This window comes from Variovorax sp. AC194 (assembly GCF_979257995.1).
In genome coordinates this window covers 1,036,177-1,062,492 of the sequence record NZ_OZ409823.1, presented here as the reverse complement: position 1 = coordinate 1,062,492, position 26,316 = coordinate 1,036,177, and the positions used below count along the sequence as shown (strand labels likewise).

The 26,316-nt window shown below is 67.1% G+C and carries 18 protein-coding genes; 8 read left to right on the top strand and 10 right to left on the bottom strand.

Annotated features, from left to right (window positions below):
• The first annotated feature begins 8 nt into the window (after positions 1–8).
• The 3 genes from ACZYRS_RS05015 to ACZYRS_RS05005 all read left to right on the top strand — a co-directional run bounded on the left by ACZYRS_RS05015 (position 9) and on the right by ACZYRS_RS05005 (position 6,290).
• Positions 9–2,237: a hypothetical protein gene (locus ACZYRS_RS05015; RefSeq protein ID WP_463418348.1), complete on the top strand. Its 2,229-nt coding sequence runs from the start codon at positions 9–11 to the stop codon at positions 2,235–2,237.
• 96 nt (positions 2,238–2,333) lie between these two features.
• A complete protein-coding gene (locus tag ACZYRS_RS05010; RefSeq protein WP_463418347.1) occupies positions 2,334–3,968 on the top strand; it encodes a peptide chain release factor 3 in 1,635 nt (544 codons plus the stop codon).
• Positions 3,969–4,232: 264 nt separating this feature from the next.
• The gene (locus ACZYRS_RS05005) at positions 4,233–6,290 is read left to right on the top strand and encodes a hypothetical protein (RefSeq protein WP_463418346.1); all 2,058 of its coding nucleotides are present in this window, start codon (positions 4,233–4,235) and stop codon (positions 6,288–6,290) included.
• Positions 6,291–6,309: 19 nt separating this feature from the next.
• On the opposite strand, the gene ACZYRS_RS05000 is transcribed toward ACZYRS_RS05005, so the two are convergent.
• From ACZYRS_RS05000 to ACZYRS_RS04990, 3 genes are read right to left on the bottom strand one after another with little or no spacing between them, the layout of a single operon-like run.
• Positions 6,310–7,113: an ABC transporter permease gene (locus ACZYRS_RS05000; protein ID WP_463418345.1), complete on the bottom strand. Its 804-nt coding sequence runs from the start codon at positions 7,111–7,113 to the stop codon at positions 6,310–6,312.
• A 4-nt stretch (positions 7,114–7,117) separates the two neighbouring features.
• A complete protein-coding gene (locus tag ACZYRS_RS04995; RefSeq protein WP_463418344.1) occupies positions 7,118–7,960 on the bottom strand; it encodes an ABC transporter permease in 843 nt (280 codons plus the stop codon).
• Positions 7,960–8,955: an ABC transporter ATP-binding protein gene (locus tag ACZYRS_RS04990; RefSeq protein ID WP_463418343.1), complete on the bottom strand. Its 996-nt coding sequence runs from the start codon at positions 8,953–8,955 to the stop codon at positions 7,960–7,962. Before ACZYRS_RS04990 ends, ACZYRS_RS04995 begins: the two co-directional genes overlap by 1 nt.
• A 93-nt stretch (positions 8,956–9,048) precedes the next feature.
• On the opposite strand from ACZYRS_RS04990, the gene ACZYRS_RS04985 reads away from it, so the two are divergent.
• On the top strand, positions 9,049–9,894 hold the full coding sequence (locus tag ACZYRS_RS04985; protein ID WP_463418342.1) for an HAD-IIB family hydrolase: 846 nt from the start codon (positions 9,049–9,051) through the stop codon (positions 9,892–9,894).
• On the opposite strand, the gene ACZYRS_RS04980 is transcribed toward ACZYRS_RS04985, so the two are convergent.
• Entirely contained in the window at positions 9,884–11,140 is a 1,257-nt protein-coding gene (locus ACZYRS_RS04980; RefSeq protein WP_463418341.1) for an MFS transporter, read from the bottom strand. The genes ACZYRS_RS04985 and ACZYRS_RS04980 overlap by 11 nt on opposite strands.
• Before the next feature lie 88 nt (positions 11,141–11,228).
• Here ACZYRS_RS04980 and ACZYRS_RS04975 point away from each other — a divergent pair, with 88 nt between their 5' ends.
• Positions 11,229–11,804 carry a TetR/AcrR family transcriptional regulator gene (locus tag ACZYRS_RS04975; RefSeq protein WP_463418340.1) on the top strand — a complete coding sequence of 192 codons (576 nt, stop codon included), beginning with the start codon at positions 11,229–11,231 and terminating at the stop codon, positions 11,802–11,804.
• A 113-nt stretch (positions 11,805–11,917) separates the two neighbouring features.
• Here the strand turns inward: ACZYRS_RS04975 and ACZYRS_RS04970 are convergent, their stop codons facing one another.
• From ACZYRS_RS04970 to uvrA, 5 genes are all read right to left on the bottom strand, one after another.
• Positions 11,918–12,994 carry a Fic family protein gene (locus ACZYRS_RS04970; RefSeq protein WP_463418339.1) on the bottom strand — a complete coding sequence of 359 codons (1,077 nt, stop codon included), beginning with the start codon at positions 12,992–12,994 and terminating at the stop codon, positions 11,918–11,920.
• Between the two features lie 112 nt (positions 12,995–13,106).
• Positions 13,107–14,075 (bottom strand): Bug family tripartite tricarboxylate transporter substrate binding protein, encoded by a 969-nt coding sequence (locus tag ACZYRS_RS04965; protein ID WP_463418338.1) that lies wholly within the window; start codon positions 14,073–14,075, stop codon positions 13,107–13,109.
• A 95-nt stretch (positions 14,076–14,170) separates the two neighbouring features.
• Positions 14,171–15,217 (bottom strand): histone deacetylase family protein, encoded by a 1,047-nt coding sequence (locus ACZYRS_RS04960; protein WP_463418337.1) that lies wholly within the window; start codon positions 15,215–15,217, stop codon positions 14,171–14,173.
• Positions 15,218–15,259: 42 nt separating this feature from the next.
• Positions 15,260–16,309: an ornithine cyclodeaminase gene (locus ACZYRS_RS04955; protein ID WP_198786667.1), complete on the bottom strand. Its 1,050-nt coding sequence runs from the start codon at positions 16,307–16,309 to the stop codon at positions 15,260–15,262.
• Positions 16,310–16,426: 117 nt separating this feature from the next.
• Positions 16,427–22,177 carry an excinuclease ABC subunit UvrA gene (uvrA, locus tag ACZYRS_RS04950; protein ID WP_463418336.1) on the bottom strand — a complete coding sequence of 1,917 codons (5,751 nt, stop codon included), beginning with the start codon at positions 22,175–22,177 and terminating at the stop codon, positions 16,427–16,429.
• A gap of 176 nt (positions 22,178–22,353) precedes the next feature.
• Between uvrA and ACZYRS_RS04945 the strand changes: the two genes are divergently transcribed.
• The 3 genes from ACZYRS_RS04945 to ACZYRS_RS04935 all read left to right on the top strand — a co-directional run bounded on the left by ACZYRS_RS04945 (position 22,354) and on the right by ACZYRS_RS04935 (position 26,049).
• Positions 22,354–23,466 carry an ABC transporter substrate-binding protein gene (locus tag ACZYRS_RS04945; protein ID WP_463418335.1) on the top strand — a complete coding sequence of 371 codons (1,113 nt, stop codon included), beginning with the start codon at positions 22,354–22,356 and terminating at the stop codon, positions 23,464–23,466.
• Positions 23,467–23,643: 177 nt separating this feature from the next.
• A complete protein-coding gene (locus tag ACZYRS_RS04940; RefSeq protein WP_463418334.1) occupies positions 23,644–24,756 on the top strand; it encodes an ABC transporter substrate-binding protein in 1,113 nt (370 codons plus the stop codon).
• A 177-nt stretch (positions 24,757–24,933) separates the two neighbouring features.
• The gene (locus ACZYRS_RS04935) at positions 24,934–26,049 is read left to right on the top strand and encodes an ABC transporter substrate-binding protein (RefSeq protein WP_463418333.1); all 1,116 of its coding nucleotides are present in this window, start codon (positions 24,934–24,936) and stop codon (positions 26,047–26,049) included.
• 21 nt (positions 26,050–26,070) lie between these two features.
• Here ACZYRS_RS04935 and ACZYRS_RS04930 read toward each other — a convergent pair whose 3' ends face one another.
• Entirely contained in the window at positions 26,071–26,217 is a 147-nt protein-coding gene (locus tag ACZYRS_RS04930) for a hypothetical protein (RefSeq protein ID WP_198786672.1), read from the bottom strand.
• Positions 26,218–26,316: the final 99 nt, after the last annotated feature.

The following is a 26,316-nucleotide window of genomic DNA, read 5'->3' as shown; positions in this document are numbered from 1 at the left end:
AAGAAACAATGAAACAACGAGTCGGGACTTTCCGGGCCCTTCTCTTCGCCGCGTTCACGTGCGCGGCCCTCCTGGGCTGCGGAGGTGGCGGCAGCGATGGCATCAGCCTTCCAGCCGCGACGGGATCGGGCGCACTCAAGGACGCGCTCGATGCTGCATCGGCAAACGCCGATGACGTGCGTCTGCAAGCGGCAGGCGACGAGACGCCGTTTTCCGTGACAGCCCAGCAAGCAGGCAGCGCAAACCTCGATGCGCAAGCCATCGCCGCGCGCCTGAGCGCTGCGGATTCACACAACGGCGTCTATTACGTCTATGCCGCCGATGGCACCAATGGCACTCGGCAAAAGCTCCACCTCAATTTCGATACCCGGAGCTACACGCTCACGGACAGCCAGGGCCAAGCCACGTCCGGCACCTTCAGCGAGGATGCGGCGGAGCCCGGCACCTACGTTTTTGCGAGCGATCGCATCGCGAGCGTCGTCAACACGGCGCGCTTTCGCATCACGCCCGGCGCCATCGTCGGCGCCTTTCCCTTCGAGAAGGCTTGGTCGAATCCCGTCAGCTACCAGGTGATGCCGTTCGTTGCGGCGCGCGCCTTCGTCACCGGCGCGGCGCAGCTCGACGGCACCTACAACCGCTTCGGCGTCAGCCGCAACAGCAACGGCACCTCGGACTCGCAGATGCTTGCGATGCGGATATCGGTAGGCGGCACCAAGCTGGAGATGTGCCTTCACAACACGATCTACAGAATCGAGCTGTGTCCCGCCGCCTCGAAGCAGACCTACGCCATCACGGCGTCACCTGATTTCGTGTGGACCGCCATCAACGTCGCCACGCCCAGCGATCTCCTGCAGTTCCGCATGGCCCGTATCGGCGGACAAAACGTCTGGCTGTCGGGCGGCTACACCGACGCGGCACCCAACGTGCACGTGTTCCGGGTCGGACTGAAAGACTCCGCCAGCTGGCCGAAGATCAGGTACGTCGGCGCATCGACCGAAGGCAGTTGGGGCGCCAACGTCTTCGACGCCATCAACTCCGTGCGCACCGCGGTCACACCGGAAGGTGTCACCGGCGACCTCATCCTGCCCTTCGCCCCGATGGGCGGACCGCAGGGCATCCGGAGCCTGAATGCGACGGGGCAGAAGACGTACTACGCAATGCAGAACGGCGCGCTTTCCGTCATCGTCGGCACGCGCAATCCCGATACGCAAGGCTATATCCAGATCAACCTGTTCAAGGACGCGCTGGATGCGCGCAGCGGGCAGTACACGGTCTTCGCCGCCAACGGCACGGAGCAGACGCTGGACATCGACTTCGAGACGCAGCGCTACTCGATGTCCGCGCCCGGCGGTGGCACAGCGACTGGAAGCTTCAGCGAGGATGCGGACGACCCTGGCACCTACATCTTCGCGAGCGAACGCATCGCTGCGGTCGTGAACACGGCGCGCTTCAGGATCACGACGGACGCGATCGTCGGCGCCTTCCCCTTCGCCGTCTTCAAATCGGAGCCGGTTGTCCACGCGGTACAGCCATTCATCGCGGCGCGCTCCTTCGTGACGGACAGGACTCAACTGGCTGGCTTGTATGACGTGCTGGTGACCAGCAAGCTGGCTGCGCCCGAGGCCCCTTTGCAGGTCGCAGCCGACTGGCAGTTGAAAATCGACGCGTCGGGCACGCTCGCGACCCAATGCAGCTCGGGCGCCTCGTCCTACTGCCAGCAGCCCGGCACACCGCCCGTTTCCTACGACTTGTCGATATCTCCGGGCGCTTCGCCGGGAATCTGGCTTCTCGGCCGCAACGAGAACCCATCCTTCGTTGTCCGCGTCGCCAAGATCGGCAGTCGACGGGTTCTGCTGGAGTCCAAAGAGACAGGGGTGCCCATTGGCGGGCCACCTTACGTCGCGACCGCTTCCATGCTGCTGACGGGCCTTGCGCAGTCGCCACCTGGATCCAACGATGCGAACTGGCCCGCATTGAAAGTGCACACTGCCTCGACCATGTCGTCCTTCGGCACGGCCGCGACCGACGCGACAAGCTATGCGACCCGCTATGTTCTGCCCGACGGCACATCGACTGAACTGACATTGACCCTTCAACCCGTCTCAGGCAATCCCCAGATGCGGCTGGGGCTCGACAGCGGCGGCAACAAGTACTTCCTCCTGCAGAACGGTGCAATCCTGTTCATGGCGCCAGTGCGTCCAGCCACCCCTTACCTGCACATTGGACTTGCCGATTGAACATTGCCTGGGCCAGGCGGCTGACAAAGGACGATTCGAGCCTCAACGGGGCCTCCGGGACCAGTCTGCGAAAATCGCGGGTTCTTGGAGCCCCCCGTGTCATCACCTTTCGTTGCCGAAACCCGCCGCCGCCGCACCTTCGCGATCATTTCCCACCCTGACGCCGGCAAGACCACGCTGACTGAAAAGCTGCTGCTTTTCTCCGGCGCGATCCAGATCGCCGGCTCCGTGAAGGCGCGCAAGGCCTCGCGCCACGCCACCTCCGACTGGATGGAAATCGAAAAGCAGCGCGGTATCTCGGTGGCCTCCTCGGTCATGCAGATGCTGTACCGCGACCACGTGATCAACCTGCTCGACACGCCCGGCCACAAGGATTTCTCGGAAGACACATACCGCGTGCTCACCGCCGTCGATTCGGCGCTGATGGTGATCGACGCGGCCAACGGCGTGGAAGCGCAGACGCGCCGGCTGATCGAGGTCTGCCGCCAGCGTGACACGCCCATCATCACCTTCGTCAACAAGATGGACCGCGAAGTGCGCGAGCCATTGGACATCCTGGACGAAGTGGAGCGCGAGCTCGGCATGCCCTGCGTGCCGATGACCTGGCCCGTGGGCCAGGGCAAGAGCTTTCGCGGGATCATGAACCTGCGCACGCAGACGATGACGGTGTTCGAGTCGGGCAGCGAACGACTGCCGCACGACTTCGAGACGATCGCCCTCACGGAACGCGACGTGCTCACCAAGCGCTTCGGCGCCGATTTCGACTCCGCCATGGACAGCATGGAGCTGGCCACCGGCGCCTCGCCCACCTGGGACCGCGAGGCGTTCCTGGCCGGCAAGCAGACGCCCGTGTTCTTCGGCTCGGGCGTGAACAACTTCGGCGTGATGGAAGTGCTCGACGCGCTGGTCGACCTGGCGCCCTCGCCGCAGTCGCGCACCAGCACCACGATGGTCAACCGCCAGCCGGTGGTCAAGGAGATCCAGCCCGAGGACAAGGACTTCGCGGGCGTGGTCTTCAAGGTGCAGGCCAACATGGACGCCAACCACCGCGACCGCATCGCCTTCGTGCGCATGGCCTCGGGCAAGTACACGCCGGGCATGAAGCTCAAGGTGCAGCGCACCGCCAAGGAGCTGCGCCCCACCAGCGTCGTGACCTTCATGAGCCAGCGCCGCGAGGCGGTCGAAGAAGCCTATGCGGGCGACATCGTGGGCTTCACCACGCACGGCGGCGTGCAGCTGGGCGACACCATCACCGACGGCGCGAGCCTGCAGTTCACCGGCCTGCCTTTCTTCGCGCCGGAACTCTTCATGACCGTGATCCTGAAGAACCCGCTGCGCACCAAGCAGCTGCAGCAGGGCTTGGCCCAGCTCGGCGAAGAGGGCGCGATCCAGGTGTTCCGCCCCGAGGTCGGCGGGCCGATGCTGCTGGGCGCGGTCGGCCAACTGCAATTCGAAGTCGTGCAGCACCGCCTGAAGGCCGAGTACGACGCCGACGTGCGGCTCGAAGGCTGCCAGTACACGGGCGCGCGCTGGATCACCGCCGACACGCCGGCCGAGCTGCGCGAGTTCGTCAATGCCTACCCGGTGCGCATGGCCAAGGACGCGGCCGACACGCTGGCCTTTCTCTGCACCTCGCCCTACGACGTGCGGCTGGCGCAGGAGCGGTTTCCGAAGATCCACTTCCATCCGCTGCGGGAGCATGCGGGGCTGGCGCTGCAGAGTGCGGGCTGAGCGACCAGCGAATTCGACAGTAAGAACTCACAGCCCCTACTGGAAGTAGGTCATCCCGGTTACGATCGGCGACACAAAAAAATCCCCGGCCTTGCGAGGCCGTGGCCATCGTCGATAACACGCGGGAGGAGACTGATGTTCGCTGTCAGTTGGTCGAAGTCGCTGTCGAGTGCAGCGCTGGTGTGCCTGGTTCTGTCTGGCTGCGGTGGCGGCGGCGGGAGTTCAAGCGGTTCAGGGGGCATTTCATCCGGAGGGCTCGGCAAGATGGCCGAGTCCGATGCGCAGTCCTCGTCGGCGGTGCTCCAGGCGCTCAGCGACGATCCGGCACCTTCCTTCGTGGCCCAGATCGGCGACAACGCCGGTCCCGATCTGTCGGGTGTCCAGGGCCGGCTCGATGCGCCAGACCCACGCAACGGCAGCTACACGGTCTATGCGGCCAACGGCACGCAGCTGACCCTGTCGATCGACATGAACGCGAAGACCTACGCGATGACCGATCCGGAAGGAGCGGCGGCGTCGGGCACCTTTGCCGAAGACTTCACCGAGCCCGGCACCTACGTCTTCGACACGACGCGCGTTCCCGCCATCGTGAACCTGGCGCGCTTCCGCATCACCGCCGAGGCCGTGGTCGGCCAGTTCCCGTTTGCGAACGCCTACTCGGACCCCGCAACCTACGCGGTGCAGCCCTTCGTCGCCGCACGGGCCTTCGTGACGATCGGCGCGGCGGTCGATGGCGTCTACAACCGCCTGGGCATCAGCCACAGCCGCAACGGCAGCGTCGACTCGCAGGTCGTGCCGCTGCGCATCTCCGGCGGAGGCACCCTGCTCGACATGTGCTTCGACAACACCATCTATACGGTCGATGCCTGCCCCAGGGAATCGAGGCGCGCCTATTCGCTGACCCTGGACGCCAGCTCGAAGTGGACCGGCACCAACGTCGCCGACCCCGACGACAAGATCGGCTTTCGCGTGACCCGCATCGGCGGCCAGAACGTCTACCTCTCGGCGGGTGCCAGCGCGACCGATCCCGACACGCAGGTCTTCCGGCTGGCCGTGCCGGAGTCGCCCAGCTGGCCGTCCGTCACGACGCGCGGCGGCTCCACGGTGGGCACCTGGGGAAGAACGACCCTGAACACCACGACCTACCTGCGCGCCGCCGCGTACGCGGACGACAACTACAGGACGCTGACCGTGCCCGTCACCCCGCTGGCATCCGGACCCGAAGGCGTTCGGGTGGTGACCGACGGCACTGAGAAGTACCACGTCGTGCAGGGCGCCGGCCTGGCCATCGTGACCGGTTTCCGCGCCATCGAAAGCACCGTGGGCTACATCGCCGTCGGTCTTGTCGAAACCGGTTCGCCGGGCGACGCGCGCAACGGCCGCTACAAGGTCTTCGCCACCAACGGCACGCAGCAGACGCTGCGGATCAACCTCGACACGAAGCGCTACGAAATGACCGACAACGCAGGCGCCACCGTGGCCGGTGCGCTGGCGGACGACGCCGCGGAAGCAGGCACGTATGTCTTCGCCACGGGCCGGGTCGCCGCCACGCCGTACAACACGGCGCGCTTCCGGGTCTCCGGCGATGCGGTCGTCGGCGGGTTCCCGTTCGCAGCGGCGTACTCGAATCCGGTCACCTACGCGGCGCAGCCGTTCATTGCCGCCCGGGCCTTCGTGACCCGCGCCGCGGACCTGGACGGCATCTACAACCAGCTGGCCGTGACGCGCAGTGCCAGCGGCGCGGACTCCTCCATCACCACGTTCAAGATCCAGGGTGCGGGCACGGGCATGGTCCTGTGCAGCAGCAACGTGATCTCCGCTGTCGATGCATGCCCGGCCGGGTCCCAGATCGGGTACTCGGTCGGCTGGGACGCCGCCAACGCCCGCTGGCAAGCCCTGCGGCTCGACAACCCGGACCCGAACCAGGGCCAGATCTTCCACATGGCCCGCATCGGCGGCCAGAACGTCCAGTTGCGTGGAGCGTTTGGCGCCTCGCAGACCAGCACGATCTTCCGCATCGGGCTGCCCGAGTCGGCAGCGTGGCCTTCGGTCACGGCGCATGGCCATTCCACCGACGGTGCATGGGGATCCTCGGTGCTGAATGCCAGCCTGAACGAGCGCACGAGCACCAGCGTGAACGGCACCGTCGGGACGCTGAGCTTCCCCGTGAGCCTGATCGCCGGCCCGAATGCATTGCGCAGCGTGAACGGCTTCGGAACCAACAAGTACTTCGAAGCCCGGTCGTCTGGCCTCAGCGTACTGATCGGCGCGCGCACCAACGTCAATACGCAGGGCTACATCCAGCTCAACCTGGTGGATTGAAAACGGCCGAGAGAAAGCCCTAGCTGCCCGTCGACGCGTAGCGGCGCACCCCCAGCCGCCACACGCCGAAGGCAGCCGCCAGGAACACGAAGCCCGTGACCGGCGACACGACACCCACCCACGCCGGCGCCCCCAGCGGATCGGCCTTTCCCAAAATCGCCAGCGCCGGGTAATAGGCCACGCAGGCCAGTGGCACCACGAAGGTCAGCACGCGGCGGAACCACTGTGCATACAGCGCCAGCGGGTACTGCGCCGCCTGCACGCCGCCGTAGGTGAGCACGTTGGCGATCTCCAGGCTCTCGACGGTCCAGAACGACAGCGTGCCTTGCAGCACCAGGATGCCCAGGAACAGCGCGACGCCGCCGGCCAGCGCGAACAGCGCGATCGCCGCCGTGGCAGCCGTCCATTCGATGCCGGCCTGCTGCGTGGCGAATGCCACGACGGCCAGGCCCTGCAGCAGGCGGCCCGCGCGGCTGATGCGCAAGTCGTTGCCCATCAGCTGCAGCGCCAGGGGGCGCGGGCGCAGCAGCAAACGGTCGAACGCGCCGGTGCGCAGGAACTCGGTGCCGAGCACGTCGAAGCCGCGGCCCAGCGCATCGGCCAGCGCGAACATGCAGTTGACCAGTCCGTAGAACAGCGCCACTTCGCCGATGCGCCAGCCCTGCACCTCGCCGAAGCGGTGGAACAGCGCCCAGACGACGATCACCTCGATGCCGGTGCCCAGGAACTGGCCGACGGTCAGCATCAGCGCCGAGGCGGGATAGCGCGCCTGGCCGCCGATGGAGGCGCGCACGAGGCGAAAGAAAAGAGGCAGCGAACCCATTCGGTCAGCCACCCTGGATCTGCAGGCTGCGCATCGTGCGGTCCATCGCGAAGCGCCCCGCCGCGACGATCGCGGCGATCCAGAAGCACTGCAGCGCGAGCGCGGCCACGGCATGCCAACCGCCCAGTTGCCCGAAGTACAGCCGCGCCGGAATGTCCATCAGCCCGGCCAGCGGCTGGACCAGCAGCACCGTCTGCCAGGCGTCCGGCAGCAGCGCGAGCGGCAGCAGGTTGCCCGACAGCACGATGACCACGGGCGTCGCCACCGCGCTGATGCCGCGCTCGTTGAGCGCCGCGGTCGCAGCCACGTTCAGCAGCATCACCATCGATGCCGACAGCAGCAGCGCGAGCACCGCGGACACAAGGAACGCGAGCCCCGCGGCCCAACTCGCGGGCAGCTGCCAGGCCCATTCGCCGAGCCCCACCAATGGCAATGCGACCGCGGCGAACGCCGCCATCAGCGCCACGCGCGGCAGCACGCGCGCGGCGATCCATCCGGCGCTGCGCGCGAACCACAGCGCATAGGCGTCCACCGGACGCAGCCGGTCGTAGGCGACCGCGCCGGTGCGCACGGCCTGCGCCACTTCGGGATCGCCGAGCCAGGGCAGCAGCACGAGCAGCCCTTGCGCGAGCCACGTGTAGGTGATGGCCTGTTCGAGCGACATCGACGAACTCGCGCCTGCAATCGCAGTGCCGCCGTAGAAAGCGGCAAACACCATCACCTTGATGCCGCCCCACCAGCACTGCGTCGCGAAGCCCGCGAGCGCGGCGGTGCGGTACTGCAGCATCTGCAGGAAGCGCGAGGCGAAGGCCGCGACGTAGGGACGCGCGAGGGTTCGCAGCTGCATCACGCTTCGGCCGCTCCATGCATCGCGTAGAAGCGCGCGATCACCGCCTCGATCGCCATGCCTTCGAGGCGGATGTCTTCCACCGCATGCGCGGCCGCGATGCGCGCGATCAGCGCCGGCGCGGTGGTCACCGAAGGATCGAAGTCGAGCACCAGCGTCTGGCCGTCGCGCGCATGCACCGTGGCGCCGGGCACCTCTGCGGGCAGCGCGGCGTCCTGCGCGAAATCGACGATCAACCGGCGCTCGGCCATCACCTGCGCGCGCAGCGCCTCGACGGGGCTGTCGGCCAGCACGCGGCCGTGGCCGATGACGATCACGCGCTGGGCCAGCGCCTCGATGTCGTGCATGTCGTGCGTGGTGAGCAGCACCGTCGTGCCGCGTTCGCGGTTGGCGCGGCGCACGAAGTCGCGCACCGCGAGCTTGGACGGCGCATCCAGGCCGATGGTGGGCTCGTCGAGAAAAAGAATGTCGGGCTCGTGCAGCAGCGCCGCCGCGATCTCCGCGCGCATGCGCTGGCCCAGCGAGAGCTGGCGCACCGGCTGGTCGAGCACGCGCTCCAGGTGCAGCAGCGCGACCAGCTCGTCGCGCGTGCGCCGGTAGCGCTGCGGATCGACGCGGTAGATGTCGCGCAAGAGGTCGAAGCCGTCGCCCACGGGCAGGTCCCACCACAGCTGCGTGCGCTGGCCGAAGACGACGCCGATGCGCGCCACGTGGCGCTCGCGGTCGGCGAAGGGATCGCGGCCGTCGATCTCCACGCGCCCGCCATCGGGCCGCAGGATGCCCGCGAGGATCTTGATGGTGGTCGACTTGCCCGCGCCGTTCGGCCCGATGAAGCCGAGCAGTTCGCCGCGCGGCAGCTCGAAAGACACGCCGGCGAGCGCCTGAACCGTGCGGTGCCGGCGCTGCAGCAGGCCGCGCAGCGCGCCCATCACGCCCGGGTCGCGCTCGGAAATCCGGTAGGTCTTGAGGAGTTGGTCGACGAGGATGTGGGGCATGGGAAAGTGCCGCGCCGGCGGGGAAGCGCGGCGGGGGCGGGATGCTACACGAAAGCGCCGGTACGATCTCGGGCTCTCCAGAGATTCACCGCCATGTCGTCCTTGTCGTCTTCATCCCCCCTGCCGGCCTCGCCCACGCACCTTCTGCCGCTCGACCGCTGGGCCACTGCGGCACGCAGCGCACTCATCGGCGTGTTCACGGACATCGACGACACGCTCACCACCGACGGCGCGATCACCGCCGATGCGCTGCAGGCGCTCGGCGATCTGAAGGCGGCCGGCTTCGCCATCGTGGCGATCACGGGTCGGCCGGTGGGCTGGAGCCTGCCTTTCGTCAACACCTGGCCGGTCGATGCGATCGTGGCGGAGAACGGCGCGGTGGCGCTCCTGCCCGCGCCCGGCGGGCAGATCGAAAAGCGCTACCAGCAGGATGCGCCCACGCGCGCCGCCAACTTCGCGCGCATGCAGGCGGTGCTGACGCGCATCGAGCGCGAGATTCCGGGTGCGCAGCGCGCCACCGATTCGGCGGGCCGCGAGACGGACATCGCCATCGACCACAGCGAATTCGTGCAGCTGGGCGAGGAGACCATCGCGCACGTCGTCGCACTGATGCGCAGCGAAGGCATGCACGCCACGGTGAGCAGCATCCACATCAACGGCTGGTACGGCGACAACGACAAGCTGGAGGGCGCGCGCTGGATCGTGCGCGAACTCTGGGGCCGCACGCTCGACGACGAGCTCGACCGCTGGGCCTACGTGGGCGATTCCACCAACGACCAGCTGATGTTCCGCACCTTCGCGGGCAGCATCGGCGTGGCGAACGTCGCGCGCTTCGTGCCGCAGCTGGAGCACCTGCCGCGCTACGTCACACAGGGCGAGCGCGGCGTGGGCTTCGCCGAAGCGGCGCGCGCGATGCTTGCGGCGCGCGTTAGCCGCTGACCGGCACGCTGCGGCGCAGCGCCGCCCATTGGCGCCAGATGCCGAAGGCCGCGATCACCAGCAGCACGGCCGCGTAGCCTTCCACCGTGTTGAGCAGGCCGAGCGGCTTCACCAGGAAGCCCGCCAGCATCGCCGGCAGGCTGAACGCGAGATAGCAGACCACGAAGATGGCGGCGAAGAGTTCGCCGCGCTCGTGCGAATCGGCCAGCGGCGCCAGCGTCTGCACCAGCGCCGAGAACGTGCCGCCGAAGCCCAGGCCCGCGATCGCGGTGCCCACGAAGAACAGCGCGAGCGACTTCGTCCCCAGCGATGCCAGCAGCAGCACCAGCCCGACCGCGATGCTGGCCGCGCCGAACACCACGGTCCGCGGTGGGGAGAAGCGGCCGAGCAACGTGGGCGCGAGCGCGCCGAAGCCCGAGAGCACCGCGACCGTGAGGCCGTTGACCACGCCGTTGTCGATGTGGAACACATGCAGCATCAGCGACGGCGCGAGCGAGAGGTACAGGCCGCCGAGCGCCCAGACCGCGATGAACACCGGGAGACCCCGCACGAAGTCGGCCCGCGCCCGCACGGGAATCGACACGCGCGGCACCAGCGAAGCCAGCGCCCCGGCACGCGGCGTGACGGTCTCGGGCATCCACAGCACCACGGCCGCGCCCACCGCGAACACCACGGCCAGCACGCCGAACACCAGCATCACCGGCTGGTCGGTGAACTTCACCGCGATGCCGGTCAGCAGCGCGCCCACCGCGAGCCCCGCGAGCGGCGAGACGCTCGTGATCAGCGCGCCCAGGCGCTTGCGCGACGCCGGCGCCGCCTCGACCACCGCCGCGCTCAGCGCACCGCTCGCGATGCCCGTGGCCACGCCCTGGACGATGCGCGCGACGATCAGCCCGGCGATGTCCTCTGCCAGCACGAAAAGCCCCATCGCCACCGCCTGCAGCACCAGCGCCGCCAACACCACCGGGCGGCGGCCGATGTGGTCCGACAGCGAGCCGGCGACCAGCAGCGAGATCAGCAACGCGATCGCGTAAATCGCGAACGCCACCGTGAGCATCGACGCCGAGAAGCCCCAGGCGTGCTGGAACACGACGAACAGCGGCGTGGGCGCGGCGGCCGCGAAGAAAAAGGCGAACAGCACCGAGGCCAGCAACGGAAAACCGACCGCCGCCGGCAGACGCCAGGGCTTGGAACGGGCAGCGACGTCGGCGGTGGCAACGGCGAGTTCGGGGCAGGAGGAAGGCATTGGAGGTCCTTAACGCAACTTTTTTAGCTTTTGCGATTCTAGACCTGTAGATTCACTAAAGCAAATAACTTTGCGTTAAAGTCCTCACATGAACGATGTTGTCCTTCCCAGCAAGCGTCCCGGCGGCCGCAGCGCCCAGGTGCAGGCGCTGGTGCGCACCGCCCTCGAACAACTGGTGGCCGAGCAGGGGAGCGAGCGCGTCACCGTGCCGGCCGTGGCCGAACGCGCGGGGGTCAGCGCCTCCAGCATCTATCGCCGATGGGGGGACCTCTCAGGCCTTCTGGCCGAAACGGCCACGCGCCGGCTGGACCCGGACCGGCCGCTGCCGAACACCGGCGCACTGCGCGAAGACCTGACCGCGTGGGCGCAGGAACTCATCACGCACCTGGCGCAGCCTTGCAGCAAGTCGCTGCTGAAAGCCGCGGCCGCGCTGGCCACCGGCGATGCGGACACCGATTGCCTGCGCAACCGCCGCAAGGAGGCGCTGACGCTGGTCGAACAGGCGCACGCCCGCGGCGAGCCGGCGCCGCAAGCGGAGCAGGTGATCGATCACCTGATTGCGCCGATCGTGTTCCGGTTGGTGTTCGGGGCGGAACCGGTGAAGCCGGAACTGGCGGAGCGGCTGGTGGGCGAACTGTTCGCGATCACCGCCAAGGCCAATTGAAAATTTTTAATCCGCCCGCCCGAGCCCGTCCAACATGTTGATCCATTCAACACATCGCGCGGAAATGTTTAAAAAAGTCGATTAAATCGACAAGTCATCCCATCCATATTCAGTCACGCCACCAGTTCGGCAAAAAGTGCGTCATTGATGTAGTACTTTTCGCGCCCGCGCTTGCTTTCGCGCAAGACGCCGAGCTTGGCCAGCGCCTGAAGGTAGCCTGAGGCCGTTTGCCGCTTGGCAATGCCCGCATCCACCAAGAACTGGATCTTGGTGTACGGATGTCTGAAAATCACCTCGATCAAGTCCTTGCTGTAGACGCCAGGCGCCTCGCGCTGCACGCGTTCGCGGACCTGTTCCATCAGATCGCGGATCCGGTTGACTTGATCGAAGGTCTGCTGAGCGGTGCTTTCGACAGCGCGCAACATGAACAGCAACCAATTTTCCCAGTCCTGCGATTCCGTTACGCGACGCAGCCCGTCGTAGTAGTCCGTCTTGTTCGCGATGATGTAGCGCGACAGGAACAGCACGGGAATGTCCAGCAACCCCTTGTCGACCAGGAAGAGCAGATTCAGGATGCGGCCAGTGCGCCCATTGCCGTCAGGAAAAGGATGGATCGCCTCGAACTGATAGTGCATCACCGCCATCTTCAGCAGTGGGTCCAGATCGTCGTCGGCATGAATGAATTTCTCGAGATTCGCCAGCTTGTTGCGAATGACGGCCTCACCGACGGGCGGCGTATAGACCACCTCGCCACTTCCATTCTTCAAGGCGGTGCCGGGAACGGCACGCACATCGAATCCGATCTGCTTGATACGCTGGGCGATTTCAATGAACAGATTGGTCGCCAGCGGGCGCGTCTTCAGCGCATCGAAGCCGTGATAAAGCGCCTCGCGGTAGCGCAAGACCTCTTTGGTCTGCGCGTCGGTATTGCCATCGGCATCGGCATCGGCCCGATAGAGTTCGTCATTGGTGGTGACGATGTTCTCGATTTCCGAAGACAGCCGCGCCTCTTGCAGCACGACGCTGCTGATCAGCACCGACTGGTTCGGAATCTGTGCTGCCAGCCCCCGCAGATTGGCCAACACGCGGTTGGCACCAATCGCCTGCTTGAGCACCACCTTGCTCTCGAGTTCGAAAGCTGGCGGCAGCAGAGGAAGGTCATTGAACGGCTGGTTTCGGTCGAACTTCATTCAGCGCCGCCGAGGGCGGACATGTATAGAAAAGGTCGATTTTTATACATGTCTCAGTAGACATGTTTAAAAAATCGTATCTCCTAAACATGAACCGTGCGTTATCGACGGATCAGGAGCCCTTCGCCAACCCCAGCTTCTCGATAACCACCTTCTCCTTGACCACCGTGTCCTGCGCGAACTTGGTGTACGTGGCCGAGCTCATGTAGTTCGGCAGCATGTCGTAGCGCCCGAGCGATGCCACGTAGCTCGGCTCTTCCATCGCCTGCTTGAACGCGTCGTGCAGCTTCTTCACCACCTCGGGCGACGTGCCCTTGGGCGCGCCGATGCCGAAGGGCGAGTTCTGCACCACGTCGTAGCCCAGCTCCTTGAGCGTGGGCGCATCGGGGAACTTGGCCAGGCGCTTGTCGCCCCAGGTGTTCAGCACGCGCAGCTTGCCGGCCTCCACCTGCGGCGCGAAGCCGGTGCTGTCGGCCGCGGCCATGAGCTGGCCGCTGACCACCGCGAGCATCAGGTCGGCGCTGCCCTTGTAGGGCACGTGCTGCAGCTCGATGCCAGCCTTCTGCGCGACGATCTCGGTCGTCAGGTGCGGGCTGGTGAGCGTGCCGGTGGAGCCGTAGGTGAGCTTGCCGGGGTTGGCCTTGGCGTAGGCGACGAAGTCGGCCCAGGTCTTGAACGGGCTGTTGGCCGGCACCACGATGCCGAAGGCGTAGCCGGTCACGTTCAGGACGTAGGTGATGTCCTTGAGCGGGTCCCAGTTGATCTTGGTGGTGTAGCCCAGGCGAAACACGCCCAGCGGAATCTGCGCGACCGTGTAGCCGTCGGGCTGCGCGGTCTGCAGCGCCTGCGCGGGCAGCGTGCCGCCGGCGCCGGGCTTGTTGTCGATGATGACCGGCTGGCCGAGGATCTTGCTCGCATTGTCGGCAAGCTGACGCATGGTGATGTCGGTCGGGCCGCCCGCGGGGAACGCGATGACCAGCTTGATCGGCTTGGCGGGGAAAGCCTGGGCAAGCGCCGCCAGCGGGGAAGCGAGGCCGCACGCGGCGAGCGTGGCGGCGCAGAGAAGGGAACGGCGGGACATGGCGAAGGCTCCTGAAACTTGAAGAACCGCGGATTGGGCCCTGCCCCGCCCGATGCGGCAATCGGGGCTCACCCGGTTGCTGTCGCCGAGGTTCCTCAGCCGGCCGCGTGGCCGAATCCTTCGAGCACGTTCACTGTGTTGACGCCCACTTCGGCCACCGCGTAGCCGCCCTCGAACACGAACACCGTCGGTAACCCCACGCGCGCGAGGTCTTCTCCCATGCGCAGGTAGTCGTCGCTTTTCAGCTTGAAGCCGGAGATCGGATCGCCCTCGAAGGTGTCGACGCCGAGCGAAACCACGAGCGCGCCGGCCTTCACCTTCGCGATGCCGTCGAGCGCGGTCTTGAGCGCCGCGCGCCATGCCGCGAAATCGGTGCCGCGCGGCAGCGGCAGGTTGTGGTTGAAGCCTTCGCCCTGGCCGGCGCCGCGCTCGTCGGCGTGGCCGAGGTAATACGGGTAGTCGGTGAACGGATCGCCGTGCAGGCTGGCGAAATGCACGTCGCTGCGCTCGTAGAAGATGGCCTGCGTGCCGTTGCCGTGGTGGTAGTCGACATCGAGCACCGCGACGCGCTCGACGCCCGCATCGCGCAGCGCCTGCGCGGCCACCGCGGCGTTGTTGACGAAGCAGTAGCCGCCGAAGAAATCGGCGCCCGCGTGATGGCCCGGAGGCCGCGTCAGCGCGAAGGCCGCGCGCTGGCCGCCGAGGACGCGCTGCGTCGCGGTCCACGCGCAGGCCGCGCCCTGTCGCGCGGCGGCCCAGCTGCCGGCCGTGAGCGGCGTGCCTGCATCGAACGAGAAGAGGCCCAGGCGCGCCGGAAAGCTCTGCGGCAACACATCGGTGCGCATGCCGCGCGTGGGCCAGTACGACGGGAGCGCATCGCGCGATGCATTGGCCGGATCGAGCGCCACCCACTCGTCCCACGCACCCGCGATGAAGTCCAGGTAGCGCGGCGCATGCACCTTCGCGAGCAGCGCATCATCGATCGCATCGGGCATCTCCAGCGGCCCGAGGCCTCGGCGCTCCAGCTCATGCTTCACATGGTCGACGCGGGCCGGCACCTCGAAACAAGGCACCAGCTCGCCACGAAACATTTCGACTTTGCCCTGGTGCAGTGCGTGCTGGTCGTTGTAGATGGTGAGCATGAAAAAGAAGAAAAGCAGGGTCGGCGTTGCGGATGCCGCCGATCATGCCGCACGCCGCAGCACCGCCCGGCGCCTGCCGGACGCGGTGAGGCCGAACAGGTCCTTCGGGTCGTCCAGCTCGGGCACCAGCGCGATCTTCTGGCCGATGCCGCGCTCGATCGCGAGCTGGTGGATGTAGCGCAGCGCGGTGTAGTCCTCCAGCGCGAAGCCGACCGAATCGAACACGGTGACCTGCTCGGCGGTCTCGCGCCCGGGCACTTCGCCCAGCAGCACCTTCCACAACTCGTGCACCGGAAAGTCGGCGGCCAGTTGCTGGATCTCGCCCTCGACGCGGGTCTGCGCCTCGTACTCCACGAACACGCGCGCGCGGCGCAGCACGTCGGGGTGCAACTCGGTCTTGCCGGGCGAATCGCCGCCGACCGCGTTGATGTGCATGCCCGGCTCGATCATCTCGGCCGTGAGCACGGTCGCGCGGCCCTGGTAGGCGGTGACGGTGGTGACGATGTCGGCGCCTCGCACCGCGTCGGCCACGGAGCGGGCGCGCACGATCTCCAGCGGCGTGCAGGCCGAGAGATGCCGCACCAGCTTGTCGGTGGCGTGCGGGTCGGTGTCGAACACGCGCACTTCCTCGATGCCCAGCAGCGCATGGAAAGCGAGCGCCTGGAATTCGCTCTGCGAGCCGTTGCCGATCAACGCGAGGCTGCGCGAATCGGGCCGCGCCAGGGCCTGCGCCGCCATCGCCGAAGTGGCCGCCGTGCGCAGCGCGGTGGTGAGCGTGAGTTCGGACAGCAGCACCGGATAGCCGGTGTCGACCTCCGCCAGCACGCCGAAGGCCATGACGGTCGGCAGCCCGACCTGGGTGTTGTGCGGATGCCCGTTGACGTACTTGAAGGCGTAGGCGCCGTCGTCGGCCACCGGCATCAGCTCGATCACGCCCAGGTGCGAATGGCTCGCGACGCGCGCCTTCTTGTCGAACTCGCGCCAGCGCATGAAGTCGTCGCGCAGCGCGTCGGCCAGCGCCTGGAGAAATTGCGGAACGCCGGTTTCATCCACCAGGCGAACCAGGCTGTGAACATCGATGAAGCGGGTCATGACATGGCTCCTTGCGTAGCCCGGCACGGCGCTTCATCCCCTCACATGTTCACTCCACCATGGCTGATTCAGGATGCGCCTGCGCCAAGGGTTCGAACCATTCTGCGCCTGCCTGCATCAACGCGCCAGCACTGGGGCCAAGGCATTACCCGTATGGGTAGCCAGTCGCACGACTTCCTCCGGTGGCGCCGCGGCAACGATGCGCCCGCCGGCATTTCCGCCCTCGGGCCCGAGGTCAATGATCCAGTCCGCTTCGGCGATCAGGTCCAGGTCGTGCTCGATCACCACCACGCTGTGGCCGCCGTTCACCAGCCGGTGCAGCACGTGGATCAGCTTCTCGACGTCGGCCATGTGCAGGCCCACGGTCGGCTCGTCGAGCACGTACAGCGTGTGCGGCGCCTTCTGGCCGCGGCGGGTGACGTCGTCGCGCACCTTGCTCAACTCGGTCACCAGCTTGATGCGCTGCGCCTCGCCGCCCGAGAGCGTGGGCGAGGGTTGCCCCAGCGTGAGGTAACCCAGCCCCACATCCTTCAGCAATTGCAGCGGATGGCTGATGTTGGGCATGGCCGCGAAGAACTCGACCGCCTCGTCCACCTCCATCTTCAGCACGTCGCCGATGCTCTTGCCGCGCCAGCTCACGGCCAGCGTCTCGGGGTTGAAGCGCGCGCCGTGGCACACCTCGCAGGGCACCTTCACGTCGGGCAGGAAGCTCATCTCGATGGTGCGCACGCCCGCGCCCTCGCAGCCCGGGCAGCGGCCTTCGCCGGTGTTGAAGCTGAAGCGCGCCGGGCCATAGCCGCGCGCCTTGGCTTCCAGCGTGTCGGCGAAGAGCTTGCGGATGGTGTCCCAGAAGCCGATGTAGGTGGCCGGGCAGCTGCGCGGCGTCTTGCCGATGGGGGTCTGGTCGACCTCGAGCACGCGGTCGATGGTCTCGTAGCCCTCGACCTTGCTGCAGCCGGACCAGGCCGCGCGCTTGCCCGCGGCATCGGCATCGCGGCCGGCCTTGGTCATGCGCTGGATCACGATGCCCTGCACGCTGGCCAGCAGCACGTCGCGCGCGAGCGTCGACTTGCCCGAGCCGCTGACGCCAGTGACCACCACGAGGCGGTGCAGCGGCAGCGTGGCCGTCACGTCCTGCAGGTTGTGCAGGTCGGCGCCGTGCACGGTGAGCCATTGGCCGCTGTCTTCGGCCTTCGGATTCGGCGAGGGGATCAGGCGCCGGGCCTGCAGCGGATGCTTGATGGCATCGCGCAGGTACCGCCCGGTCTGCGAATCGCCCGCCGCTTCGATATCGGCCACCGAGCCTTCGGCCACGAGGCGCCCGCCGCGCTTGCCGGCGCTCGGGCCGATGTCGATGATGTGGTCGGCGCGGCGGATGGTGTCTTCGTCGTGCTCCACCACCACCAGCGTGTTGCCCTTGTCGCCGAGCTTGTGCAGCGCATCGAGCAGGATCTGGTTGTCGCGCGCATGCAGGCCGATGGTCGGCTCGTCGAGCACGTAGCACACGCCCTGCAGGTTGCTGCCCAGCTGCGCCGCGAGGCGGATGCGCTGCGCCTCGCCGCCCGAGAGCGTGGGCGCGCCGCGGTCGAGCGTGAGATACCCCAGCCCCACTTCCTCGAGGAATTCGAGGCGGCTCTTGATCTCGGGCACGAGGTCGCGTGCGATCTCGGCTTCGCGGCCGGTGAGCACCAGCCCTTCGAACCATTGGCGCACCTCGGTCACGCTCATGCGCGCGAGCTCGGTGATGCCGATGCCGCCCGATCCGTCGGCCGCGGTGCCGAAGCCCACGGCGCGTGCCGTGGCGTTCAGGCGCGTGCCTTCGCAGGTCGGGCAGGCGGTGTCGGCCAGGTCTTCGATCTCGGGCTCGGCGAAGGTCTGTTCGCGGCCCTTGTTGTCGTCGTCGCGGATCGAATCGTCGAAGACCTTGCGCTGGTCCTTGCTGAGCTTGACGCCCGTGCCCACGCAATCGGGACACCAGCCGTGCTTGCTGTTGTAGCTGAACAGGCGCGGATCGAGCTCGGCGTAGCTGGTGCTGCAGACCGGGCAGGCGCGCAGCGTGGAGAACACGTTGACGCGGCCGATGCCGGCGGCCGAAACGCCGGCCATCATCGCGGCCTTCAGGCCCTCCAGCTGGCTCAGCACATGCACCACGCCCTTGCCGTGCTCGAGCGCCTTGGTGAGCGCCTCGCGCAGCTCGGTTTCCTTCGAGGGCAGCACGTCGAGGCTGGCCACGGGCAGCTCGATGCTGTGTTCCTTGAAGCGGTCGATGCGCGGGAAACCCGTCGTCGGCAGGAAGTCGCCATCCACGCGCAGGTGCGTGAAGCCGCGCGGCCGTGCCCAGTCGGCCAGCTCGGTGTACACGCCCTTGCGGTTGCTCACCAGCGGCGCGAGCAGGCCGATGTGCTGTCCCTTGAAATTGCGCATCAGCTGCGCGGCGATGCTGTCGGGCGTCTGCGGCTGCACGGCCGCGCCGTCATGGATGCAATGCTGGATGCCCAGCTTCACATAAAGGAGGCGCAGGAAGTGCCACACCTCGGTGGTCGTGCCCACCGTGCTCTTGCGGCCGCCGCGCGACAGGCGCTGCTCGATGGCCACGGTCGGCGGAATGCCGTAGACGGCATCCACTTCAGGGCGCCCCGCCGGCTGCACGATGCTGCGCGCATAGGCGTTGAGCGATTCGAGGTACCGGCGCTGCCCTTCGTTGAACAGGATGTCGAAGGCCAGCGTCGACTTGCCCGAGCCGCTCACGCCGGTCACCACGCTGAACTTGCCGCGCGGAATGTTCACGCTCAGGTTCTTCAGGTTGTGCTCGCGCGCGTTGACGATTTCGATGGCATTGCTGCCGGGTGCCGTCTTCGCATTGGCGATGTAGCGCCGCGCTGCGCGCTCGGCCACCTTGTAGGCCTCGGGGCCGATGGCCAGTTCGTAGTCGGCCAGCGCCGCGCCGGTGAGCGAGGCGCGGTTCTCGCGCAGCTGCTCGGGCGTGCCTTCGGCCACCACCTTGCCGCCGCCCTCGCCGCCTTCGGGGCCGAGGTCGATGAGCCAGTCGCTCGCGCGGATCACGTCCAGGTTGTGCTCGATGACGATCAGCGAATGGCCGGCATCCAGGAGCTTGCGCAGCGCGCGCATCAGGCGCGCGATGTCGTCGAAGTGCAGGCCGGTGGTCGGCTCGTCGAACAGGAACAGCGTGCCCTTGCGCGCGACCGATTGCTTGCTCGCCGTTGCGCTCTTGGCCGCTTCGGCGAGGAAGCCCGCGAGCTTCAGGCGCTGGGCCTCGCCACCCGAGAGCGTGGGCACCGGCTGGCCGAGCTTGACGTAGTCCAGGCCCACGTCGGAGATCGGCTGCAGCACGCGCAGCACGTCGCGGTCGGCCTCGAACACCGTCGCCGCTTCGGCCACGGTGAGGTCGAGCACGTCGGCCACGTTGTAGTTCTTGCCCTTGCGCTCGATCCTCACTTCGAGGATCTCGGGGCGGTAGCGCTTGCCGTCGCAATCGGGGCAGCGCAGGTAGACGTCCGAGAGGAACTGCATCTCGACGTGCTCGAAGCCCGAGCCGCCGCAGGTCGGGCAGCGCCCGTCGCCGGAGTTGAAGCTGAACTTGCTCGCGGTGTAGCCGCGCTGGCGCGAGAGCGCCGCGGTGGCGAAGATCTCGCGGATCGCGTCCCACGCGCCCACGTAGCTCGCCGGGTTGGAGCGCGCGGTCTTGCCGATGGGCGACTGGTCGACGAAGACCACGTCGCCCAGGTGATCGGCGCCCAGCAGGCGGTCGTGCGCGCCGGGGGTTTCGGTCGCCTTGCCGAAGTGGCGCATGAGCGCGGGCGCCAGCACGTCCTGGATCAGCGTCGACTTGCCCGAGCCGCTCACGCCGGTGACGCACACCAGCCGCGCGAGCGGGAACTCGACCGTCACGTTCTGCAGGTTGTGCTCGCGCGCGCCTTCCAGGATGAGCCGGTGCGTGTTTTCGCTCACCAGCCGCTTGAAGCCCATGCCGATTTTCTTGCGGCCGCCCAGGTACTGGCCGGTGAGCGTGTCGGCGTCGCGCAGCTGGTCGGTGGTGCCGTCGAACACGATCTGCCCGCCGCGGATGCCGGGGCCGGGGCCCATGTCGATCACGCGGTCGGCCGCAAGCATGACGGCCGGGTCGTGCTCGACCACCACCAGCGTGTTGCCCGCATCGCGCAGGCGCAGCATGGCCTCGGTGATGCGGTTCATGTCGCGCGGATGCAGGCCGATGCTGGGCTCGTCGAGCACGAAGAGCGTGTTGACCAGCGAGGTGCCGAGCGCCGTCGTGAGGTTGATGCGCTGCACTTCGCCGCCCGAGAGCGTGCGGCTCTGCCGGTCGAGCGTGAGGTAGCCGATGCCCACGTCGTGCAGGTAGCGCAGACGCGTGGTGATTTCCTCGAAAAGCAGCTTCAGCGGCTGCGCCTCGCCTTCGCTCGCGGGGGTGCCGTTGCCATGGTGTTCGACGCGGTCGAAGAACCTGCGCAGCCGCTCGATGGGCAGGAGCATCAGGTCGTGCAGGCACAGGCCCGGCAGCGCCTCGAGCTGCGCGCGCGACCACTTCACGCCGGTCGGCAGGAAGCGCTTGGCGGGCTCGAGCACCGCGTCGGCGTCTTCCTTGCTGCCGATGCGCCAGAGCAGGCTGTCGAGCTTCAGGCGCGCGCCGCTGCAGACGGGGCACGGCGTGTAGCTGCGGTACTTGGACAAGAGCACGCGGATGTGCATCTTGTAGGCCTTGCTCTCCAGGTAGGCGAAGAAGCGGCGAACGCCGTACCACTGCTTGTTCCAGTTGCCTTCCTTGTAGTTGGGCGTGCCCTCGATCACCCAGTGCTTCTGCTCCTCGGTGAGCTTGTTCCAGGGCGTGTCGCGCGGCACGCCGGCCGCCTCGGCGTGGCGCATGAGGTCGTCCTGCGCCTCTTTCCACGCGGGCGTCTGGATCGTCTTGATGGCCCCCGCGCGCAGCGTGAGCTTGTCGTTCGGGATCACGAGGCCGAGGTCCACGCCGATGACGCGGCCGAAGCCGCGGCAGGTGTCGCAGGCGCCCACGGCCGAGTTGAACGAGAACATCGACGGGATCGGGTCGGTGTAGCGGATGTCGCTCTCGGGGCAGTGCAGGCCGGTGGAGAACTTCCACACATCCGTCGTGGCGTTCTCTTCAGCGCCGGTGGCGTGCACGGTGACGCGCCCGCTGCCGCGCTTGAGCGCCACTTCGATCGCCTCCACCACGCGCGAGCGCTCGGCGCCCGAGATGCGGAAGCGGTCGGCCACCACGTCGAGCACCTTGCGCGGACCGGTGGGCGTGGCCACCTCGCGCTCGGACTGCACCCGCGTGAAGCCACTGGCCGAGAGCCACTGCGTCACTTCTTCGGCCGACGTGCCGGCCGGCAGCTCGACCGGGAAGGTGATGACCAGCCGCGGGTCGCCCGCCGCGGCGGCGCGCGCGGCGATCTGCGCATAGATGCTGTCGGGCGAATCGTGGCGCACCGGGAGCGCCGTTTCGCGGTCGAAGAGCTGCGCCGCGCGGGCGTAGAGCAGCTTCAAGTGGTCGTTCAGTTCGGTCATCGTGCCGACCGTGGAGCGCGAGGAGCGCACCGGGTTGGTCTGGTCGATGGCGATGGCGGGCGGCACGCCCTCCACCTTGTCGACGGCCGGCTTGTCCATGCGGTCCAGGAACTGGCGCGCATAGGCGGAAAAAGTCTCTACATAGCGCCGCTGGCCCTCTGCATAGAGGGTGTCGAACACGAGGCTCGATTTGCCCGAGCCGCTGGGCCCGGTGACCACGGTCATCTCGCCGGTGCGGATGTCGAGGTCGAGGTTTTGGAGGTTGTGCTGGCGCGCGCCGCGAATCCGGATGGAGCCCTGTGTCATGAATGCCTTGGGGGGTGGGGCAAACATTCTAGGGAGAGCTCCGTGACGCATCTGTGCACTGCGTCACATGGTCCGGGCTTACGCAGGGGTTTGTCCGGATTCAGGCTTTGACACTTTTGATAACAAATACGACGTTTGTTTTCAACTTCTCTCCGAGCATTCCTCGAAAGGCCTCCATGACGAAGACGCGAAAGCTTTGCGCCGCCGCCATTCTGGCGTTGACGACGATGGGCGCCTCCGCCCAGATCCTCATCGGCCAGACCGCCGGCATGACCGGCTCGGTGGCCGCGAGCGTGAACGAGACCATCGGCGGCGCGCAGCTGGTGATCGACGCGGCCAACGCCCAGGGCGGCATCCACGGCGAGAAGATCGAGGTGATCCGCATGGACGACGCCTTCGACGTCAAGCGCGCCAGCGACAACGCCCGCGCGCTGATCGAGGACAAGAAGGTGGTGGCGCTCTTCATGAGCCGCGGCACGCCGCATTCGCAGGCGATCATTCCCTGGCTCGACAAGAACGAGGTGGCGTTGATCGGCCCTTCCACCGGCGCCATGGTGCTGCACAAGCCGCTGCAAAAGCACGTGTTCAACGTGCGCGCCACCTACCAGCGCGAGGCCGAGAAGGCGGTGCAGCACCTCCTGACCATCGGCCTCTCACGCATCGCCGTGGTGTACGTGACCGACTCGTTCGGCAAGGACGCGCTCGAGGGCGCGATGACCGGCTTCACCAAGGGCAAGGCCACGCCGACGGTGACCATTCCGGCCGACCGCGACAAGCCCGACTACACGGCGATCGTGCCGGCCATCAAGGACGCCAATGCGCAGGCCGTGCTGTGGATCGGCTCGGGCATCGCGGTGGTCGACGGCATCAAGGCGCTGCGTGCCTCGGGCTCGGCGGCGCAGGTGGTCACGTTGTCGAACAACGCGTCGTCGGGCTTCATCAAGCAGCTGGGCGATGCGAGCCGCGGCGTGATCGTGACGCAGGTGTTTCCGAGCGAGCGGTCGATGGGCCAGCCGATGGTCAAGGAGGCGCTCGCGCTCGCCAAGGCCAAGGGACAGGCGGAGCTCTCGCCCGCCGCGCTCGAAGGCTTCGCTTCGGCGAAGGTGCTGGTGGAGGCGCTGCGCCGCGCGGGCCCCAGGCCCACGCGCGCCAAGGTGCTGGCGGCGCTGGAAAGCATCCGCAGCTACGACCTCGGCGGCGGACTCGAGGTGAGCTACACGCCGCAGGACCACAGCGGCATCGATTTCGCGGACCTGGCGATCATCAGCGACGGGCGCTTCAAGCGCTGAGCCGCCGCCCCTTTTTTCCCCCGCAACGGCCCGCCGGTTCTCCGGCGGGCCGTTGTTTTTTGCGTTCTGCAAACAATGGTTTGACAGGGTTTGCACGAGCAAACTAATGTCACCAACAGCAACACATTACACATCTTCTGACAGGGGCAAGTTCGCCTCTTGGAAAGGCTTTGTTCGATGAAGACGATGTTTGCGTCCTGCGCCGTTGCGCTCCTCATGGCGGCGGTCGTACCCTGCGCGTCGGCCCAGATCGTGATCGGCCAGTCGGCCGATCTTTCGGGCCCGGTGGCCGCCAGCGTGAAGGAAACGATCCTGGGCTCGCAGCTGGTGATCGACCAGGTCAATGCCCAGGGCGGCATCAACGGCGAGCAGATCGAGGTGATCCGGCTGGACGACGGCCTGGACGCCAAGCGCTCGCTGGAAAACACCCGCATCCTCATCGAGGACAAGAAGGTCGTCGCGCTGCTGCTGAACCGCGGCACGCCCAACGCGCTGGCCGTCATTCCGCTGCTCGACAAGTACGGCGTGGCGCTGGTCGGCCCCTCGACCGGGGCGATGGCGCTGCACAAGCCGCTGCAGAAGAACATCTTCAACGTGCGCTCGACCTACCAGCGCGAGGCCGAGAAGGCGGTGCAGCACCTGCAGACCACCGGCATCCAGCGCATCGCCGTGGTCCAGGCCGACGACTCCTTCGGCAAGGACGCGATGGAGGGCGCGAACAAGGGCTTCGAGAAGGCAGGCCTCAAGCCCGTGGTGCTGGCCCTGGCCGACCGCAACAAGCCCGATTTCGCGAGCATCGTGCCGCAGCTCACCAAGGCCAACGCGCAGGCGGTGCTGTGGATCGGCTCGGGCACCTCGGTGACCGACGGCGTGAAGGCGCTGCGCGCGGCGGGCTCTGCGGCGCAGATCATCACGCTGTCGAACAACGCGGCCTCCGGCTTCATCAAGGAACTGGGCTCGGCGAGCGCGGGCGTGATCATCACGCAGGTGCTGCCCTACGAGCGCTCCTTCGGCCACCCGCTGATCAAGGAGGCGCTGGCGCTCGCCAAGGCCAAGGGCCAGAACGACCTGTCGCCAGCGCTGCTCGAAGGCTTCGTCGCCACCAAGGTGCTGGTGGAGGCGCTGCGCCGCACGGGCCCCAAGCCCACGCGCGCGAAGCTCATCGCCACGCTCAACAGCTTCCAGTACGACGTGGGCGGCGGCGTCGACGTGAGCTACTCGCCGACGGACCATTCGGGCATCGACTACGTCGACCTGTCGATCGTGAGCGAAGGCCGCTTCAAGCGCTGACCGCACCCTTTTTCTTTCCCCGCAAACACGGCCCGCCGGCGCACCCGGCGGGCCGTTTCTGTTTGCGCGTTGAAAACAACGGTCCGCAGGGTTTCCACAAGCAGGGAAATGTCACTTAAAGAAACAAACTACACATCTTTTGACAATCACGAACAGTTCGTGGAAAGACTCTGCCCGATGAAGAAGATATTCAAGTCCTGCGCCGCCGCGCTCGTGCTGGCTGCGGCCTCCCAGGGGGCGCAGGCCCAGATCGTGATCGGCCAGTCGGCCGACCTCTCCGGCCTGGTCTCGGCCAGCGTGAAGGAGGCGATCCTGGGCTCGCAGCTGGTCATCGACCAGGTCAACGCGCAAGGCGGCGTCAACGGCGAGCGGATCGAGGTGATCCGGCTGGACGACGGCTTCGACCCCAAGCGCTCGGTGGAGAACACGCGCATCCTGATCGAGGACAAGAAGGTCGTCGCGCTGCTGCTGAACCGCGGCACGCCCAACGCGCTGGCCGTCATCCCCTTGCTCGACAAGTACGGCGTGCCGCTGGTCGGCCCCTCGACCGGCGCGATGGCGCTACACCAGCCGGTGCCCAAGAACATCTTCAACGTGCGCTCGACCTACCAGCGCGAGGCCGAGAAGGCGATACAGCACCTGCACACCATCGGCATCCAGCGCATCGGCATCGTGCAGGAGCAGGATTCGGCCTTCGCCACCGATGCCATGGTGGGCGCGAACAAGGGCTTCGAGAGCGCGAAGACCAAGCCCGCGGTGGTGGTGCCGGCCGATCGCCGCAAGCCCGACTACGCCACCATCGTGCCGCCCCTGACGCAGGCGAACGTGCAGGCCGTGCTCTGGATCGCTTCAGGCACGGCCGTCACCGAAGGCGTGAAGGCATTGCGCGCAGCCGGCTCCGCCGCGCAGGTGATCACGCTCTCGAACAACGCGGCCTCGGGGTTCATCAAGGAACTGGGCACTTCGAGCGGCGGCGTCATCGTCACGCAGGTGCTGCCCTATGAGCGCTCGTTCGGCCATCCGTTGATCAAGGAAGCCATGGCGCTCGCCAAGGCCAAGGGCCAGAACGAGCTGTCGCCCGCGCTGCTCGAGGGCTTCGTCGCGACCAAGGTGCTGGTGGAGGCGCTGCGCCGCACGGGCCCCAAGCCCACGCGCGCGCGGCTGCTCGCCACGCTCAACAGCTTCCAGTACGACGTGGGCGGCGGGCTCGACGTGAGCTATTCGCCGACGGATCACTCGGGCATCGACTACGTCGATCTTTCGATCATCAGCGAGGGCCGCTTCAAGCGCTGATCGCTTTCCCTGCCGCGCCGATTACTTGGGCGCGGCGGCGGGCGCCGGCTCGTGCGTGGTGTCGCCCCCGTGCTTCTCGCCCGACATGTCGACCTTGTCGCCGGCCTTGGAGATCACGTACAGGGCAATGGCGGCAAAGATGACGAAGCCGATGGCGAGTTTCCACATGGGTGCTGTCTCCTGAAGAGGATGGTGATGACGAGGATGAAGGGGTTCAAGAAAAGGGCCTCATGCCGTTGGATGGCATGAAGCCCCTTTGTTGAACGG

Bases quoted from the DNA above. Each gene is read 5' to 3' on its own strand.
- ACZYRS_RS04995 (WP_463418344.1), bottom strand. From the start codon at position 7,960: ATGCAGCTGCGAACCCTCGCGCGTCCCTACGTCGCGGCCTTCGCCTCG.
- ACZYRS_RS05015 (WP_463418348.1), top strand. From the start codon at position 9: ATGAAACAACGAGTCGGGACTTTCCGGGCCCTTCTCTTCGCCGCGTTC.
- ACZYRS_RS05005 (WP_463418346.1), top strand. From the start codon at position 4,233: ATGGCCGAGTCCGATGCGCAGTCCTCGTCGGCGGTGCTCCAGGCGCTC.
- ACZYRS_RS04985 (WP_463418342.1), top strand. From the start codon at position 9,049: ATGTCGTCCTTGTCGTCTTCATCCCCCCTGCCGGCCTCGCCCACGCAC.
- ACZYRS_RS04965 (WP_463418338.1), bottom strand. From the start codon at position 14,075: ATGTCCCGCCGTTCCCTTCTCTGCGCCGCCACGCTCGCCGCGTGCGGC.
- ACZYRS_RS04975 (WP_463418340.1), top strand. From the start codon at position 11,229: ATGAACGATGTTGTCCTTCCCAGCAAGCGTCCCGGCGGCCGCAGCGCC.
- ACZYRS_RS04980 (WP_463418341.1), bottom strand. From the start codon at position 11,140: ATGCCTTCCTCCTGCCCCGAACTCGCCGTTGCCACCGCCGACGTCGCT.
- ACZYRS_RS04945 (WP_463418335.1), top strand. From the start codon at position 22,354: ATGACGAAGACGCGAAAGCTTTGCGCCGCCGCCATTCTGGCGTTGACG.
- uvrA (WP_463418336.1), bottom strand. From the start codon at position 22,177: ATGACACAGGGCTCCATCCGGATTCGCGGCGCGCGCCAGCACAACCTC.
- ACZYRS_RS04935 (WP_463418333.1), top strand. From the start codon at position 24,934: ATGAAGAAGATATTCAAGTCCTGCGCCGCCGCGCTCGTGCTGGCTGCG.
- ACZYRS_RS04955 (WP_198786667.1), bottom strand. From the start codon at position 16,309: ATGACCCGCTTCATCGATGTTCACAGCCTGGTTCGCCTGGTGGATGAA.
- ACZYRS_RS05000 (WP_463418345.1), bottom strand. From the start codon at position 7,113: ATGGGTTCGCTGCCTCTTTTCTTTCGCCTCGTGCGCGCCTCCATCGGC.
- ACZYRS_RS04930 (WP_198786672.1), bottom strand. From the start codon at position 26,217: ATGTGGAAACTCGCCATCGGCTTCGTCATCTTTGCCGCCATTGCCCTG.
- ACZYRS_RS04970 (WP_463418339.1), bottom strand. From the start codon at position 12,994: ATGAAGTTCGACCGAAACCAGCCGTTCAATGACCTTCCTCTGCTGCCG.
- ACZYRS_RS04960 (WP_463418337.1), bottom strand. From the start codon at position 15,217: ATGCTCACCATCTACAACGACCAGCACGCACTGCACCAGGGCAAAGTC.
- ACZYRS_RS04990 (WP_463418343.1), bottom strand. From the start codon at position 8,955: ATGCCCCACATCCTCGTCGACCAACTCCTCAAGACCTACCGGATTTCC.
- ACZYRS_RS04940 (WP_463418334.1), top strand. From the start codon at position 23,644: ATGAAGACGATGTTTGCGTCCTGCGCCGTTGCGCTCCTCATGGCGGCG.